The 15,127-nt window shown below is 42.4% G+C and carries 16 protein-coding genes, 3 tRNA genes and 3 pseudogenes; 4 read left to right on the top strand and 18 right to left on the bottom strand.

The features are described 5' to 3' along the window. Window positions 1-28 precede the first annotated feature (28 nt). The 7 genes from yycF to JCM19055_RS00300 form a co-directional block, all read right to left on the bottom strand. Window positions 29-721 (bottom strand): response regulator YycF, encoded by a 693-nt coding sequence (yycF, locus tag JCM19055_RS00325; protein ID WP_042358066.1) that lies wholly within the window; start codon window positions 719-721, stop codon window positions 29-31. A 213-nt stretch (window positions 722-934) separates the two neighbouring features. Next, window positions 935-1,010 (bottom strand) — tRNA-Phe (locus JCM19055_RS00320). Window positions 1,011-1,018: 8 nt separating this feature from the next. Further along, a tRNA-Asp gene (locus JCM19055_RS00315) sits at window positions 1,019-1,094 on the bottom strand. 110 nt (window positions 1,095-1,204) lie between these two features. Beyond that, window positions 1,205-1,280: transfer RNA gene (locus JCM19055_RS00310), tRNA-Lys, on the bottom strand. A 143-nt stretch (window positions 1,281-1,423) separates the two neighbouring features. Beyond that, window positions 1,424-2,131, bottom strand: a complete 708-nt coding sequence (locus tag JCM19055_RS22155; protein WP_052365715.1) for an MFS transporter — start codon at window positions 2,129-2,131, stop codon at window positions 1,424-1,426. Further along, entirely contained in the window at window positions 2,131-2,679 is a 549-nt protein-coding gene (locus JCM19055_RS22150) for an MFS transporter (protein ID WP_052365714.1), read from the bottom strand. Before JCM19055_RS22150 ends, JCM19055_RS22155 begins: the two co-directional genes overlap by 1 nt. A gap of 91 nt (window positions 2,680-2,770) precedes the next feature. Beyond that, window positions 2,771-3,247 (bottom strand): transcriptional regulator, encoded by a 477-nt coding sequence (locus tag JCM19055_RS00300; RefSeq protein WP_042358065.1) that lies wholly within the window; start codon window positions 3,245-3,247, stop codon window positions 2,771-2,773. Between the two features lie 176 nt (window positions 3,248-3,423). On the opposite strand from JCM19055_RS00300, the gene JCM19055_RS00295 reads away from it, so the two are divergent. Next, window positions 3,424-3,918 (top strand): GNAT family N-acetyltransferase, encoded by a 495-nt coding sequence (locus tag JCM19055_RS00295; RefSeq protein WP_052361005.1) that lies wholly within the window; start codon window positions 3,424-3,426, stop codon window positions 3,916-3,918. A gap of 49 nt (window positions 3,919-3,967) precedes the next feature. Here JCM19055_RS00295 and JCM19055_RS00290 read toward each other — a convergent pair whose 3' ends face one another. From JCM19055_RS00290 to JCM19055_RS30980, 11 genes and pseudogenes are all read right to left on the bottom strand, one after another. Further along, window positions 3,968-5,377: an NAD-dependent succinate-semialdehyde dehydrogenase gene (locus JCM19055_RS00290; RefSeq protein WP_042358063.1), complete on the bottom strand. Its 1,410-nt coding sequence runs from the start codon at window positions 5,375-5,377 to the stop codon at window positions 3,968-3,970. 96 nt (window positions 5,378-5,473) lie between these two features. Then, a pseudogene (locus JCM19055_RS00285) lies at window positions 5,474-6,763 on the bottom strand (adenylosuccinate synthase). 186 nt (window positions 6,764-6,949) lie between these two features. Continuing rightward, on the bottom strand, window positions 6,950-8,311 hold the full coding sequence (gene dnaB, locus JCM19055_RS00280; protein WP_042358061.1) for a replicative DNA helicase: 1,362 nt from the start codon (window positions 8,309-8,311) through the stop codon (window positions 6,950-6,952). Window positions 8,312-8,331: 20 nt separating this feature from the next. Then, window positions 8,332-8,778 (bottom strand): annotated as a pseudogene (rplI, locus tag JCM19055_RS00275) (50S ribosomal protein L9). Beyond that, the gene (locus tag JCM19055_RS00270) at window positions 8,775-10,604 is read right to left on the bottom strand and encodes a DHH family phosphoesterase (protein ID WP_265181605.1); all 1,830 of its coding nucleotides are present in this window, start codon (window positions 10,602-10,604) and stop codon (window positions 8,775-8,777) included. Before JCM19055_RS00270 ends, rplI begins: the two are co-directional and overlap by 4 nt. A gap of 144 nt (window positions 10,605-10,748) precedes the next feature. Continuing rightward, window positions 10,749-11,024: a DUF2232 domain-containing protein gene (locus tag JCM19055_RS24960; protein WP_265181661.1), complete on the bottom strand. Its 276-nt coding sequence runs from the start codon at window positions 11,022-11,024 to the stop codon at window positions 10,749-10,751. Then, window positions 11,017-11,700: a YybS family protein gene (locus JCM19055_RS00265; protein WP_081833327.1), complete on the bottom strand. Its 684-nt coding sequence runs from the start codon at window positions 11,698-11,700 to the stop codon at window positions 11,017-11,019. Before JCM19055_RS00265 ends, JCM19055_RS24960 begins: the two co-directional genes overlap by 8 nt. A 154-nt stretch (window positions 11,701-11,854) precedes the next feature. Then, complete coding sequence (rpsR, locus tag JCM19055_RS00260; protein WP_042358060.1) at window positions 11,855-12,082, bottom strand: 30S ribosomal protein S18; 228 nt, start codon at window positions 12,080-12,082, stop codon at window positions 11,855-11,857. A 20-nt stretch (window positions 12,083-12,102) separates the two neighbouring features. After that, a pseudogene (gene ssb, locus JCM19055_RS00255) lies at window positions 12,103-12,616 on the bottom strand (single-stranded DNA-binding protein). 26 nt (window positions 12,617-12,642) lie between these two features. Continuing rightward, window positions 12,643-12,930: a 30S ribosomal protein S6 gene (gene rpsF / locus JCM19055_RS00250; RefSeq protein ID WP_042358059.1), complete on the bottom strand. Its 288-nt coding sequence runs from the start codon at window positions 12,928-12,930 to the stop codon at window positions 12,643-12,645. 580 nt (window positions 12,931-13,510) lie between these two features. Further along, a complete protein-coding gene (locus JCM19055_RS30980) occupies window positions 13,511-13,747 on the bottom strand; it encodes an NERD domain-containing protein (protein ID WP_193745242.1) in 237 nt (78 codons plus the stop codon). Between the two features lie 393 nt (window positions 13,748-14,140). On the opposite strand from JCM19055_RS30980, the gene JCM19055_RS22140 reads away from it, so the two are divergent. Genes JCM19055_RS22140 through JCM19055_RS00230 form a run of 3 tightly spaced genes read left to right on the top strand, consistent with a single transcriptional unit; the run spans window position 14,141 to window position 15,123 of the window. Continuing rightward, window positions 14,141-14,413, top strand: a complete 273-nt coding sequence (locus tag JCM19055_RS22140; RefSeq protein WP_052365711.1) for a PadR family transcriptional regulator — start codon at window positions 14,141-14,143, stop codon at window positions 14,411-14,413. Then, window positions 14,295-14,810 (top strand): hypothetical protein, encoded by a 516-nt coding sequence (locus JCM19055_RS27835; protein WP_370542934.1) that lies wholly within the window; start codon window positions 14,295-14,297, stop codon window positions 14,808-14,810. The genes JCM19055_RS22140 and JCM19055_RS27835 overlap by 119 nt, the downstream gene beginning before the upstream one ends. After that, window positions 14,770-15,123 (top strand): DUF4188 domain-containing protein, encoded by a 354-nt coding sequence (locus JCM19055_RS00230; RefSeq protein WP_265181603.1) that lies wholly within the window; start codon window positions 14,770-14,772, stop codon window positions 15,121-15,123. Before JCM19055_RS27835 ends, JCM19055_RS00230 begins: the two co-directional genes overlap by 41 nt. Window positions 15,124-15,127 lie beyond the last annotated feature (4 nt).

Here is a 15,127-nt window from a genome sequence, read left to right as displayed (position 1 = left end):
AAGTTCCGAAACTTCTCCATCCACTACACTACTCCTGTTCAGGGTGACGCAAATAGTAACCGACTCCCCTTCTCGTAATTATCCAAAGTGGATAGCTAGGGTTGTCTTCAACTTTCTCTCTTAATCTTCGAACGGTAACGTCGACCGTACGAACATCTCCAAAATAGTCATATCCCCATACTGACTGGAGCAGATGCTCACGAGTCATTACTTGTCCAAGATGACGAGCGAGGTAATGAATTAATTCAAACTCTCGGTGCGTAAGTTCAATTGGCTCTCCTCGTTTTCGGACGAGGTACGCTTCAGGATCAATCGTTAGACCACCGATTTCCATTTCGCCACTCTTTTGTTTATCGTTTTGAGGAACTGCTTGGAGGCGACGAATGTTCGCCTTCACGCGCGCGAGTAGCTCACGTGTACTAAATGGCTTCGTTACATAATCATCGGCACCTAGTTCAAGCCCGAGTACTTTGTCGATCTCTGAATCTTTAGCAGTAAGCATAATGATTGGCATGTCGTAATCTTTACGAACTTCGCGACAAACTTCCATCCCATCACGGTTTGGAAGCATAATATCTAATAAAATCAATTCTGGTTGAAAATCATGTACTTTTTGTAGGGCTTCGTCACCGTCGTAAGCCACTTCAACTTCAAATCCTTCTTTTTTCAAAGAGAACTCTAATATATCCGCAATTGGCTTTTCATCATCAACAACGAGTATTTTTTTCGTTCATTATGATCGCCTCTATTCTTTCAATTGTAGTCATACTATACAAGTACGATTGGTATAAATGTTTCGCGCTTCTATTGTACCATAGCGCTTCAATTCAAATAAGAAAAAAACCCCGAATTATACATTCGGGGTCTAGCTTAATACTGCTTCATAAGTTGTCGTAAGTGATTTGATTGAATATACGAATGACAGACAATCAAATGGTGGCTCGAGACGGAATCGAACCGCCGACACGTAGATTTTCAGTCTACTGCTCTACCAACTGAGCTATCGAGCCAATTAAAATGGCGGGCCTGACGGGAATCGAACCCGCGATCTCCTGCGTGACAGGCAGGCATGTTAACCGCTACACCACAGGCCCATATTTCAAAAAATAAGCGGCGAATCTCTTCGGCTGCTTCGTTCGAGTTGTGTACTTGGTAATACACTCACTCTTTCCTTCTCGTAGTTGATCTGTTTACAATATGTAAATGGTGAGCCATGGAGGACTCGAACCTCCGACCCTCTGATTAAAAGTCAGATGCTCTACCAACTGAGCTAATGGCTCAACTACTTCCTATCGAAGGACAAGACTTATCTTAGCACGCCAAATAAATTTATGCAATGCTTTTTTTGAAGTTCTTTGTAGAACTTTGTTATAAGAGACATTGCCCTTCGCACCACTATCATTATAACCAAATGCTAAGGGACTTATCCAGCTTGGAACAGATCTGTCGATAATTCTTGGGTCGCCGGTAGACGTCGCATTTTTTTGCTTAAAATCCAATATAGAGCGACGCTGAGTAGAAGCAACCCAGAAGTTACAATGACCACTCCATAGCTAAACCAAGATCCAATAGCACCGCCAATTAAAGAACCGAGTGGAGCAATACCCGCAGCAATTCCCATGACCGCAGCCATAACTCTTCCGAGTAAATGTTCTTCTACAGCCGATTGAATCATCACAAAAGCAATGACGTTTATGCTACCAGCAGGAATGAATGCGAGCGCAAACAGCAGAAGTACCACAGCTGGATGGCCACCGATCGCCATCGCAATAAAACATAGGCCGGTCACACTAAGGAGTGATGCATATAAAATGGCAATCGGTACTCGTTGCAACTTGAAGAGTGACACACATGCTGCTCCAATGATTGTGCCTAGCCCACTAGCTGCGAGCAGCATGCCATAAAAATCAACGTTACCATACGTAGAACTAAATCCAGGAAGAATCGCAAACACACCTGCAATCGCAAAGTTTACGACGAGAATTCCGATAAGCAGGCGGCTAAAGAACGATTGTCTTAGTACACGTAAACCTTCCCCTAATTGTTCACCATAGCTTTTTACTAACTGTTTAACTGTCCGCTGTTTATCGTTTTCATCTCGTTGCCTTTGCTTTGGTAAGCGTAATTGCATTAACAATAACGCTGAGAATAAGAACGTTGCACTGTTACATAGAAAATTGCAACACCACCAACAACGGCAATAATGATTCCTGCAAGCGCGGTAAACAGCACGTCTGTCCCTTGATAGGCGACTGAGAACAACGAGTTGCCCGTCGTAAGTTGGTCTTTCTTTAAAATCTTCGGAAGTAAGGTTAGTTGCGCAGGATAGAGGAACTGATTACATAGAGAGACGACTGGCATCACAGTCAAAACAAGTGCAACCGTTAAGAAACCAAAAGCATACGCGAGTGGTAAAACGAGTAACATGACCACTTGAATACATTGAGTGATTACGAGTAATTTCTTGATTTGAAAACGATCAATGACTGGTCCAAGCACAATTTGTAGTAGCGCTGGCATTTGCGTTAAAAATAACGCAAGACCCGAGTACATTGACGACCCACTCAATTCATATACGAGCCACATCGCAGCGATCGAATACAGACTGCTCCCAGCATTCGAAGCACATCGGCTCAATAATAAAACCACAAAATTAAAATTAGTGAGAATATTTTTCATGTAAATAACCTCTCTCGTTTTTATTTATTTACACCGTTCATTTTTTTTGACCGTTGGGGTAAAACAAATGCCTATGCACGAACATAGGCTTTCAGGAGTTATTGTCTTTTTTATACCAATCAACATGCAACACGTATTCGGATGAATGAGGATCATCAGTAGAATATTCACCTAACGCCTTTTGGAAATCATCATTCACGCGTTTCATAAATTTCTCAAATGTTTCTTGGTCACCTCTAAACGTATTCGTCATACTTCCTTTAGAAAGCAAATCACTCCCCCCGAAAAAGTCTAAAAGCTTATCGTCAACGATGTACGATTTTGCAACTGGTTGATAAAACTTCTGCATAATGCCATTTTTCTCTTCTCGACGCACAATTTCAATAATCCCATTCTTTTCGAGTTCATTTAAGTGGTAATGGATTTTGGAACGTGAGATGTCTAATTTCTCCGCTAATTGTTGCCCCGTCAATGGTTGTGTGCCGAAGTTCACTAACATTCGACTACGGAACGAATCACTAACGGCACGTACTTGCTCATACGTCGTCATTACAAATATTTCTTTCATTTACCCATCACGCCTTTCTTACTCGGTCAACTTTATCTGACTGTATTGTATGCGAGTGACAAAGCATTTGTCAACACTTTCTAAAAATTCAATTTTGCGTCCCGATATTTTTCTCTCGTCAATCGCTTTTTTCCGCGCTATACTTGTACGTAGTTTTTAAATGGGGAGTGCACATCATGATTAGACTTGCAGGAATGGAAGACCTCTCTGGTGTTGTTGCGATAGCCAAAAAAGCAACAAAGCTAATGAATGAAGAAGGAAGCGACCAATGGAATGAAGAGTACCCTACACTTCACCATTTTGCACAGGATATAAAGAAGAAGTCGCTTTACGTTTACGTCGAAGAACGAATTGAAGGGTTTATCGTTATCAATCAAGAGTTTGCCAAAGAGTACCATCAACTTTCGTGGCGCCATCTTGATACAGACTCTATTACGCTACATCGCCTCGCGGTTAACCCAACAGTACGCAACAAAGGTATTGCTGAAACACTCTTTCGTTTTGCAGAAACAGAAGCGTTAAATCAACAGCTAAAATCAATCAAAATCGATACGTATTCATTAAATACGAAAGCACAGAAGCTTTTCCAAAAACTTGGTTATTCTCAAGTAGGAGAACTCCAAACAGAAGCACGAGAAGAGCCGTTCTTCTACTATGAAAAAGCGATCTAAAAAACTCACCCGCCTTTTTCTAGGCGAGTGAGTTTTTCTCATCCATTCATTAAATTTTTAGAGAGATGTACTTTGTTTCTATATATTCTTCTAATCCGTGATGTCCGCCTTCACGACCAATACCACTCTGTTTCCATCCTCCAAAAGGCGCCTGAGCAGTGGATGGACCACCATCGTTTAAACCAACAATTCCATATTCAAGGTCCTCACTTAAACGTACCGCTTTACCGATATCACTCGTAAATAAATAGGCTGCAAGACCGTAAATTGTATCGTTCGCTCTTTGGATTGCTTCTTCATCGGTCTTAAATGTAGCAATTGGCGCGAGGGGACCGAACGTTTCGTCGTTCATACAAGCCATCTCTTCAGTTATCCCTGTCATGACCGTTGGTGTTAAGAATAACTCACCGATTTTCTCACCGCCAGTAACGACCTTCGCTCCTTGTGACTTTGCATCTTCAATTTGCGATAGCACTTTATCAACAGCATTTGAGTCAATGAGTGGTCCGATATCCGTCTCATCATCAAGGCCGTCACCGACTTTTAGTTGTTCAACGAGCACTTTTAGTTTCTCAGTAAATTCCTTTTCGACGGACTCTGCAACATATATGCGGTTGGCACATACACACGTTTGACCTGCATTGCGGAACTTCGACGCAACCGCTTGTTCAGCTGCATTATCTAGGTCAGCGTCTTCTAAAACGATGAGCGGGGCATGGCCACCGAGCTCTAATGAGATTTTCTTAATGTTCTTTGACGCGCCCTCCATTAACGTACGGCCAACTTCTGTAGAACCTGTAAACGTTAATTTGCGTACGCGCGTGTCGTCTTGCCATACTTCAGAGATTTCACTCGATTTACCAGTGATAACATTGATTACACCTTTAGGAATCCCTGCTTCAACCGCCAGTTCAGCAAGTTTCAAAGCCGTCAAAGGCGTTTGAGTTGCTGGTTTAATGACGACTGTACAACCTACAGCAAGTGCTGGTGCAACCTTTCTTGTGATCATTGCAGCTGGGAAGTTCCACGGAGTAATGACCGCTACAACCCCGACCGCTTGTTTCGTCACAAAGATTCGCTTGTTCTCAGCTGACGCTGGAATCGTTTCACCATAAACACGTTTTCCTTCTTCTGCGTACCATTTAATAAATGAATTTGCATAGCCAATCTCACCACGGGATTCTTTCATTGGCTTGCCTTGTTCCTTCGTCATCGTCGTTGCTAACTCTTCTTGATGTTTATCGATAAGATTGTGCCACTTTTCAAGCTTCTCTGAACGTTCAGCTGCGGTTAACTTTGACCACGGGCGAAATGCCTCATATGCTGCATCAACCGCTTGCTTTGCCTCATTTTTTCCACCCTTTGGAACGGTGTCTACAATCGCTCCATTTGCAGGGTTGGTTACATCAATTTGTTCAAGGTCTGCTCCTGTCCATTCGCCATTAATTAAATGCTTCATCTTATCTCTCCTCTCTACATCATACGTAGAGTATAACGCTAGTTTCACATGAAACAAAAGAAAAACGACCTTCGCAAAAGCGAAGGCCATTCATCATCATACGCCCCAAACACCGCGTACTTCATTTGTTTGTGTACGATCAGGTCCAACAGAGAAAATGGATAGTGGAATATTCGTTAATTGGGAAACTCGTTCCGCATAATGACGCGCATTTTCAGGAAGATCACTTAACGACTTCGCTCCTGTAATGTCCTCGCTCCACCCTGGCATTTCTTCATACACTGGTTTACATTCTGCTAACACATTAAGACTAGCTGGGAATTCTTCAAGGCGTTCCCCTTGGTACTCATAAGCCGTACAGATCTTCACCGTCTCAAGACCAGAAAGCACGTCTAAACAGTTGAGGGAAAGTCTGTAATCCCACTTACGCGACGTGCGTGGCGTACAACGACGGAATCAAACCAACCGACACGTCTTGGTCGCCCTGTAGTCGTTCCGTATTCGTTACCAATCTTACGAATGCGATCACCAATTTCATCCGTAAGCTCTGTCGGGAATGGACCGTCTCCAACACGAGTCGTATATGCTTTTGAAACCCCAACAACTTTCTGGATTTTAGATGGTCCGACACCCGAACCGATTGCAACACCACCGGCAATAGGGTTTGATGATGTAACGAATGGATACGTACCTTGATCAATATCAAGCATAACACCTTGGGCACCCTCGAATAATACACGTCGACCTTGATCAATCGCATCATTCAATACGACAGACGTGTCACAAACGTATTGTTTTAACTTTTGACCATAATCAAAGTATTCTTCAAGAATCTCTTCTACTGTAAACCCGTTAGTCTCATAGAGTTTTTCCAATAGACGGTTTTTCTCGATCAAGTTACGTGAAAGCTTACTTTCAAATTCCGTCTTCTCTAGAAGATCAGCAATACGAATACCGATCCGAGCAGCTTTATCCATATAAGCTGGACCGATGCCTTTTTTTCGTCGTACCAATTTTGCTTGCGCCTTTACTCTCTTCTTCCACGATATCTTGTTTTATATGATAAGGAAGGATCACATGCGCACGGTTGCTAATACGCAAATTGCTCGTATCAATGCCACGTTCTTGTAATCCAGTCAACTCTTCTACTAATGCCTTAGGATCGATGACCATGCCGTTTCCAATTACACAAATCTTATCATCATAGAAAATCCCTGACGGTACTAGGTGAAGCTTATACGTTTCTCCACCAAATTTAATCGTATGCCCCGCGTTGTTACCACCTTGATAACGAGCAACGACTTCCGCGTTTTCTGATAAGTAATCTGTAATCTTCCCCTTGCCTTCGTCTCCCCATTGTGTACCTACAATTACGATGGATGACAAAAGACTCACCTCTTCCGATATAATTAAATCGTTCATTATTTATCTCTTTACCGTAGTCAATTCTATCAAAAGAAACACTTCAGGTCAAAATAAACCGAACATTTATATCAAAAAAAAGGATATTCATTCGCCTTATTGTTAAATTTGTTAACAAAAAAAACGAAGGGTTTTAACCCTTCGTTTAAGCTACGCACCAGGTGGTGCCATATTCTCGTCATGCCTTCGATCAAGGTTGACGAACTTGTTGTATTCTTTTATAAACGCAAGCTCTACACTACCAACAGGACCGTTACGTTGTTTCGCAATAATAATTTCAATCATGTTCTGATTTTCAGCATCATGATCATAATAGTCTTCACGGAACAAAAACGAAACGATGTCCGCATCTTGCTCAATACTTCCTGACTCACGCAAGTCGCTCATCATCGGACGCTTATCTTGACGGGATTCCACACTACGTGAGAGCTGAGACAAGGCAATGACCGGTACGTCGAGCTCACGTGCAATCCCTTTTAAGTTACGAGAGATCTCAGAGACTTCTTGTTGACGACTATCAGTTCCTCGCCCTTGAATGAGTTGAAGATAATCGATTAAGATCATGCCTAACCCTTTTTCCTGCTTAAGCCTTCGGCACTTCGCACGAATATCAGCAACACGAATTCCAGGCGAATCATCGATATAAATGCCTGCTCTAGACAACGTTCCCATCGCCATTGCAAGCTTTTCCCAGTCTTCTTCAATCAACTGTCCTGTACGAAGGCGTGTACCGTCGATATTACCTTCGGCACAGAGCATTCGTTGCACAAGTTGCGACGCTCCCATCTCAAGACTAAAGATCGCGACATTTTCATCACTTTTTGTTGCGATGTTTTGTGCAATGTTTAACGCAAACGCCGTCTTCCCCATAGATGGACGTGCAGCAACGATAATTAAGTCACTGCGTTGAAACCCTGCTGTCATTCGATCAAGCTCTTGAAACCCGCTTGAAACGCCCGTCAGTGCGTCGCCACGGCCTTGTAACATTTCAATGTTGTCATACGTCTCCATTAACACGTCTTTAATGGACACGAATGCACCTGAAGAACGACGATTCGAGACTTCTAGAATCATGCGCTCTGCATCACTTAATACGTCATCGACTTCTTGCTCCGCCTCAAATCCATCTGTTGCAATCGTCGTTGCCGTTCGAATTAATCGACGAAGCAATGATTTCTCTTCGACCGTTCTCGCATAGTGCTGAACGTTTGATGCAGTCGGCACAGCGTTTGCTAAATCGGTTAAATAGGCAACGCCACCTGCTTCTTCAAGCCACTGGCGATTTTGAAGCTCAGAGGTGACCGTGACGAGGTCTACAGGCTCGCCTTTCTCAGAGAGCTCAACCATCGCACTAAAAATTCGTTGATGAGAAGCACGATAAAAGTCTTCAGGGCGCAAACGCTCGGTCGCAGAAACGAGGGATTCCTCTTGCAAGAAAATGGACCCTAATACTGCTTGCTCTGCTTCGATATTTTGTGGAGGAAGTCGATCCTCTTGCCATCCTTCTGTCACCGTACCCTCACCTCATTTGCTTATTGTTCTTTTACGTGAATGTTAACTGTCGCTGTTACCTCAGGATGAATCTTCACAGGCACTTTCGTAACTCCGAGTGTACGAATTGGCTCGCTAAGTTCAATTTTGCGTTTATCAACCTTAAAGCCTTTTTTTCTTGAGCGCTTCATGAATTTGCTTTGTGGACACGGCTCCGAATAACTTACCGCCTTCACCTGCTTTAGCATTCATTTCAACGTCTGTACTTTCTAATTCGGCTTTTGTTTTTTCTGCTGCTTCACGTTCTTCTTGTAGTTTTTTATCATCGCTTTTTTGCTTCGCTTGCAAGTCTTTCATGTTACCTGTTGAAGCTTCAACCGCTAAATCATTCTTCAACAAATAGTTACGTGCGTATCCTTCAGACACGTCTTTCACTTCACCTTTTTTTTGCCTTTACCTTTAACATCTTGCTTGAAAATTACTTTCATGTAGACTGACCTCCCATAGATTGATCCATTGCTTCTTTTAGTTGTTCTTCAACTTGTTCAATAGTCAGGTCATCAAACTGAGCAGCGGCGTTTGATAGATGTCCACCACCACCCAATTTCTCCATGATCACTTGAACGTTAATATCTCCTAAGGAACGGGCACTCACACTCACCCGACCGTCATCCCGCTTCGAAATAACGAACGAAGCCTTAACGTCATTCATCGTAAGTAACGTATCCGCTGCCTGTGCAATAAGAACAGGATGATAGGTTCGACCTTCTTCACCACGCGCAATGGCCATTCCACTGCCGTAAACCGTCGCACGTCCGATAATTCTTGATCGTTCAATGTAGTTATCCAGATCTTCTTTTAGAAGCAACTGTACCGCTGTTGTATCAGCTCCATTTGCTTTTAAGTAGGAAGCCGCATCAAACGTTCTTGAACCTGTACGAATGCTAAAATGCTTCGTATCGACCATCATACCCGCAAGCATCGCCGTTGCTTCTAGCGATTCCATTTTCACTTTATTCGGTTGGTACTCAAGCAACTCCGTTACTAACTCTGACGCTGAAGAAGCATACGGCTCCATATACACGAGCGCTGCATTATCAATAAATTCTTCCCCACGACGATGATGATCAAGTACAACGACTCGGTGCACACGATCAAGAAGCTTCGGCTCAATAACAAGTGACGGTTTGTGGGTATCAACAACAACGAGAAGTGTCTGCTTCGTTAATTGTTCCAACGCTTCTGTAGGCGAAATAAACCTCGACCATAAATGCTCATGATGTTCAACTTCATCCATAAGCTTCTGAACGTCAGGACTCACTTGATCAGGATCAAGAACGATATACGCATCTTTGTTGTTCACTTCTGCGACTTTTAATACGCCGATACTTGCTCCAATCGCATCCATATCAGGCGTTTTATGCCCCATAACGATTACTTGATTACTCTCTCTTACAAAATCCCTTAAAGCATGAGAAATAACCCGTGCTCTTACACGTGTTCGCTTTTCTACCGCGTTCGTCTTTCCACCATAAAAACGTACTTGCCCGCTTTTCTCTTTAATTGCTACTTGATCCCCACCACGACCTAATGCAAGATCGAGTGAAGACTGCGCAAGAGATCCAAGATCACGGAGCGTTTTCTCTCCGGTTCCGATTCCAATACTTAGCGTAATCGCTACGCGATCCTTCGATGTTTCTTCACGAATATCATCAACAATTTGGAAACGATTCGTTTCTACTTCTTGAAGAGCCCGATGGTTAAAAACGGCCATAAAACGGTCATCATCAATGCTCCGAAGCAAAATGTCATGCTCATTTGCCCATTTGTTTAACATCGTTACGACTTTGTTTCGGAGACTACTCGTCACTTCGTCATCTAAAGTCTGTGTAACATCATCATAGTTATCTAAATAAATAAAGCCAATAACCGTTTGTTCCTCACGATATCGCTCTTTCGTTTCAATCGTTTCCGTCATATCAAAGAAATAAAGCAAACGCTCATCCGGTCGTTCATACACGTAATGCTCAAGATCGCCAAGCTTCAAGCGATGCTCGGTTTTTTTATCTTCAATATAGATCGGAAGATCTGATGAAATGATCGACAACGACTTCCCTAAATAATCTTCTCCGAGAAGATCACGAATATAAGGGTTCGCCCATTGAATTTCAAAGTTCTGGTCATACAACACAATTCCGACTGGTAAATTCGTAACCGCTTCTTCACCTGCTCGATTGACACGGTGGGAGAGTGTTGTAATGTATTGGCTTAACTCTTGTTGGAAATTCGAACGCGCATAGAAAAAAAACAACACCGATGACAATGAGTGTCACATAACCTACAACAGCAAGCATCCAATTATAAAAAAAGCAATACTGTCACACTCGCTGTTGTGACTGTAAACATAAAGATCATCGGATATAAATACCAATGTTGTTTTGTTATTTCGGGCATACCATCAACCCCTATTTGAATCAGGCTTAATCCGGCTTCTTAAATCAAAACCAAGATCAATGATCCCTAAGATTCGTACAAAGAACGTAATAATCGGTATCACAAGTGCTGAGAACAAGATGATGATCGGTAGCGCCTTTGAGATCTTCTTCACATGGGCAAAATAAAACATAACCGCTGCACCTTGGACAATCATCGCAATCTCAAGTAAAGGTGTAACATTCATCATGAAAATTGAAAGTGCTGATCCTGGGTCGCTTACCCCAACAAGGCTAACGATAATACCGAGTAAATAAATCCAGATAAAAAAATGTCGGCAATGACCACTCTCTAAGAGGTGGAAAACCGAACGGCTTATTCAACAGTCTTCTTAAAATCGGATGCGCAATGATTTGCGTGATAAACGCGTACATCACACCTGTAAAAATCATAAGCATCGCAGACATTTGCGGAATCATATTCGCTAATTCCCGGTATGCAGTAATCGCTTCTTCGTCCGTTTCTGCACCAAAGTTCTGCATTAATTGTTCTGCCGAGTTCATCGACTCAATCATACCTGTGCGAATCGCTTCAAAAGGATGGATTCCCATCACAACATTCGAAAATACAAAGAGCACAAAAATTGCTAGAACGTAACTTACACTACCTGTAAATAAGGTCTGAAATGCCCCTCTACCTTTTGAATAGCTCACACCCATTACAAAACCGCCAATTCCAAACAACAGAATAATTGGCAATGCTAAAGCTGTGGCAAGCAGAAAGGTTATAAGCGTTGCAACTACTAATACGAGAGCCCCCGGCTTCATTCCGTGACGGATCGTATAAACCATCATCGGTAGCGGCAATAACCAAATCGTCAAAAGCGCTACAACAGGGATATATAGTGTCATAACCATAAGTATGGTAAACAGAGCAACAACGACGGCTCCTTCGGTAATTCTACGTGACTGATTCATTCAGAAAATAACCACCAATCTTAGGCTTCATACATATCTTACACTGATCTATTGTAGCCCATTCACACGTAAATTGAAAGGTAATGCTCTTTAAGTATACGTGAAAAAAAAGCCGCCATCTACTAATGAGATGACGGCTTCCTTGAACACATTCTTAAACTTCTTTCGCGTATGGAAGAAGTGCTGCTTGACGTGAACGCTTGATCGCGATCGTCAATTTGCGTTGATACTTCGCAGAAGTACCAGTCACACGACGAGGAAGAATTTTTCCTCGCTCTGAGATAAACTTACGGAGAAGATCAAGATCTTTGTAGTCGATGCGCTTGATCTTATTTACCGTGAAATAACATACCTTTCTACGCTTGCCTCTACGACGTGCCATGTGGTCTCGCTCCTTTCAATTTAAAATGGTAAATCGTCGTCCGATATATCGATCGGTTTTCCATCATTAGAAAATGGATCGTCGTTCAGGTTCGATGATTGACGTTGTGGTGGCTCTTGAGAGTAAGAACCATTCTGGCTGTAGCCTCCACCGCTTTGGCCGTAACCTCCGCCTTGTTGGAAACCACCGCCGCCTCCACCGCTCCCTTGGGAGTTTCTCGGTTCGAGGAACTGAACGCTTTCAGCCTGAACTTCCACAACTTTCACGCGCTTGCCTTCTTGGTTTTCAAAGCTGCGACTTTGTAAGCGGCCATCAATCCCTGCCAAACTTCCTTTTTTTCAAGTAGTTTGCCACGTTTTCTGCCTGCTTCCTCCACACAACACAGCTGAAAAAGTCCGCTTCACGCTCTCCTTGCTGGTTCGTAAACGGTCGATTCACAGCAATACTAAAGTTTGCAACTGCAACTCCATTCGGCGTGTAACGAAGCTCCGGATCATGGGTGAGCCGGCCGACAAGCACAACGCGATTAATCATGCGTAACCCTCCCTTTTATCTATCAATTAGTCGTCTTCGCGAACGACAAGTGTACGAATAACATCATCAGTTAGCTTAACACGACGGTCAAACTCGTTTACCGCTGCTGCGTTAGCATTAACTTTTGTAATTACATAGTAGCCTTCTTTGAAATCGTTGATTTCGTAAGCAAGACGACGTCTTCCTTTTTCATCAACTGATGTGATTTCAGCACCGTTGTCTGTAAGGATCTTTTGGAAACGCTCATTAGCAGCTTTCACTGACTCCTCGTCCAACTGTGGGCTAAGAATGTAAAGAATTTCATATTTACGCATTCTAGTCACCTCCCTTTGGTCTAAACGGCCCTCACTTCATTAAGTAAGAGCAAGGAGCAATAAAACGGGTTATCCCATTTCTATACTCACAACAATCAATTCTATCAGGAAACGTGCGCAATCACAAGTTGGAATTTTATATAGGTAAGAAGTGTTCGAGCGAGGTTGGAGGGGCGTGGGTTAAGTGGTTCGGGGCAACGAAAGTTCAGCTATGTGAGGATGATTTTAATGCTGTCAGTTTCATTTTGCGATAATACGTTTAAAAACCACATAAAGCTAACGTTCTCATGTTATTGGCATCTTTAACTTGTACTTTGTCTGTTTTTGTTTACCAAGTTGCCTTTCTGAAAGCTCATACAGTATGGAGTATGGCTTACGTGTCTTTTCTCCACAGTGGTGACACGCCCAATAGCCATTTTTCACTTTGAAGCGTAAATCCGAAACAGCGTTCACAATACATTCCACCCTGAAGTTCCCCAAATTCTAGACCAAACGGCTTTAATGGGCTGAACCATGCAGGTGGACAGTTTCGCCCCGCCAAACTCGTGCTAGACCGTTTCTTTATAAGACTCAGATACACTTAAAATCGTTTTATGTGACGTAAAATTAACACGACTGAATACGGGTAAATGTTCAGGTAAGTTGTAATGCTGAAGGAATGCTTTAGCAAGAGTTCTTGTCGAAGACATTGCTCAAGAGGATTTGGAAACATCTTAATATTCGTGTCTACACGCATGAATTGATCGTATTCTGCGAAATGAACAAATCCATGAATGTGTTTGACTTCAAGAATGAGTATATAACTTAATATAAACACCAAAAAAACGAGTTGAAACGCAGATTCACTTACGAGGCCAGTGCTGGGAGTACTAAATAGGGCTTCGGTTGGCTGTCTAAACTTGTGAGGTGAAATCCAAGTTGCCTTTCACCAGCATAACCTGCTTGTGCTCGTCGCAGCCTGTTTTCTACTTCAAGGATTATGCCGTTATTCTCTTGTGGTAACCGACGGGATAACGCTTCTACAAACAATCAAATTTGTTCAGGTGCTCTCAACTCCTTTACATATTCAATCAATCATAGATCCCCTCCTTCTATGAACAAGTTTTCGACAGCAAACGATAAAAACCTGCCGTCACCCAAAATAATATTGACTTTTCAGACATTAATATATATCTTTAAGATACATATCATAAAGATATAGAGGTGTAGAATGAAAACAGAAACAAAATGGATCATTTTAGGGATTCTCACGTCCCAGTGCAAAACCGGATATGACATCAAAAACTTAATCGATGCCAGTTTTAGTCACTTTTGGAAAATGAGTTACGGTCAAATTTATCCTGCGCTGAAAACGTTAGTGGAAGATGGATACGCTACGCAATCTGTCATTAAAGCTGATGGAACACCTGAACGCAAAGAGTATACGATCACTACCGCCGGAAAAAAAGAAACTCGAAGAATGGCTTACTGCTCCTGTAAATGAAACTGTTATTATGCGTAATGAATTGCTTGTGAAATTATTTTTCGGGCTGGAGATGCAAAGAGAACAAGCGCTCGCGCACCTAGATAAACAAGAACAAATGCTAAGTGAAAAGCTCGAAGTCTATCACACCATTGAAGAGAACATCCAAACCCATAATGATTCTGAATTTTGGCTGTACACGCTTAATTACGGCAAGGAAATTGCTCAAGCCGAACTACGTTGGTGCCAAAAAAACAAAGGAGAGTATTCAATGCAAAAGCGAATAAGTACGCATAACGATCAAGACCTTGTCGTATTCATCATCGGAATGAGAATTAACAAGTGGTGGAACGTAAAAAAATTGGTGGCCAGTATTTATGGCCATGAGACCGATGCTCCAAGAGCTGTATGCAGATAAAAGTACAGGCTTCTTATCACAAGACACTACACTTGGCGGTCGCACGATTGTTTTGACGCAATATTGGGAAAGCATTGATCAGCTCCTCGATTATGCACACGGTAAAACCCATAAAGAAGCGTGGATCAATTTCTACAAAAAGTCAGCAAAGAGCGAAGCAGTTGGCATTTTTCACGAAACATATGAAGTGAAAGCTGGCGCTTATGAATCCGTTTATTCGCAAATGAACAAGCCAAGAGGCATTTTAAAAGCAAGAGAAATGCAAGCATTGACTGATGACTCTACAGCTAAGAGTCGCCTAACTCATCCTTAAAACT

Source organism: Geomicrobium sp. JCM 19055, assembly GCF_000698185.1.
In the GTDB taxonomy this organism is placed as follows: domain Bacteria; phylum Bacillota; class Bacilli; order Bacillales; family Marinococcaceae; genus Geomicrobium_A; species Geomicrobium_A sediminis.
The sequence above is the reverse complement of the archived record's forward strand: the minus strand, read 5'-3'. Positions and strand labels throughout refer to the sequence as shown.

Excerpts from the sequence above, each read along its gene's own strand:
- JCM19055_RS22155 (WP_052365715.1), bottom strand. The coding sequence starts at position 2,131 with ATGCAATTACGCTTACCAAAGCAAAGGCAACGAGATGAAAACGATAAA.
- JCM19055_RS22150 (WP_052365714.1), bottom strand. The coding sequence starts at position 2,679 with ATGAAAAATATTCTCACTAATTTTAATTTTGTGGTTTTATTATTGAGC.
- JCM19055_RS00300 (WP_042358065.1), bottom strand. The coding sequence starts at position 3,247 with ATGAAAGAAATATTTGTAATGACGACGTATGAGCAAGTACGTGCCGTT.
- JCM19055_RS00295 (WP_052361005.1), top strand. The coding sequence starts at position 3,424 with ATGATTAGACTTGCAGGAATGGAAGACCTCTCTGGTGTTGTTGCGATA.
- JCM19055_RS00290 (WP_042358063.1), bottom strand. The coding sequence starts at position 5,377 with ATGAAGCATTTAATTAATGGCGAATGGACAGGAGCAGACCTTGAACAA.
- JCM19055_RS00265 (WP_081833327.1), bottom strand. The coding sequence starts at position 11,700 with ATGAATCAGTCACGTAGAATTACCGAAGGAGCCGTCGTTGTTGCTCTG.
- rpsR (WP_042358060.1), bottom strand. The coding sequence starts at position 12,082 with ATGGCACGTCGTAGAGGCAAGCGTAGAAAGGTATGTTATTTCACGGTA.
- rpsF (WP_042358059.1), bottom strand. The coding sequence starts at position 12,930 with ATGCGTAAATATGAAATTCTTTACATTCTTAGCCCACAGTTGGACGAG.
- JCM19055_RS22140 (WP_052365711.1), top strand. The coding sequence starts at position 14,141 with ATGAAAACAGAAACAAAATGGATCATTTTAGGGATTCTCACGTCCCAG.
- JCM19055_RS27835 (WP_370542934.1), top strand. The coding sequence starts at position 14,295 with ATGGATACGCTACGCAATCTGTCATTAAAGCTGATGGAACACCTGAAC.
- JCM19055_RS00230 (WP_265181603.1), top strand. The coding sequence starts at position 14,770 with ATGGCCATGAGACCGATGCTCCAAGAGCTGTATGCAGATAAAAGTACA.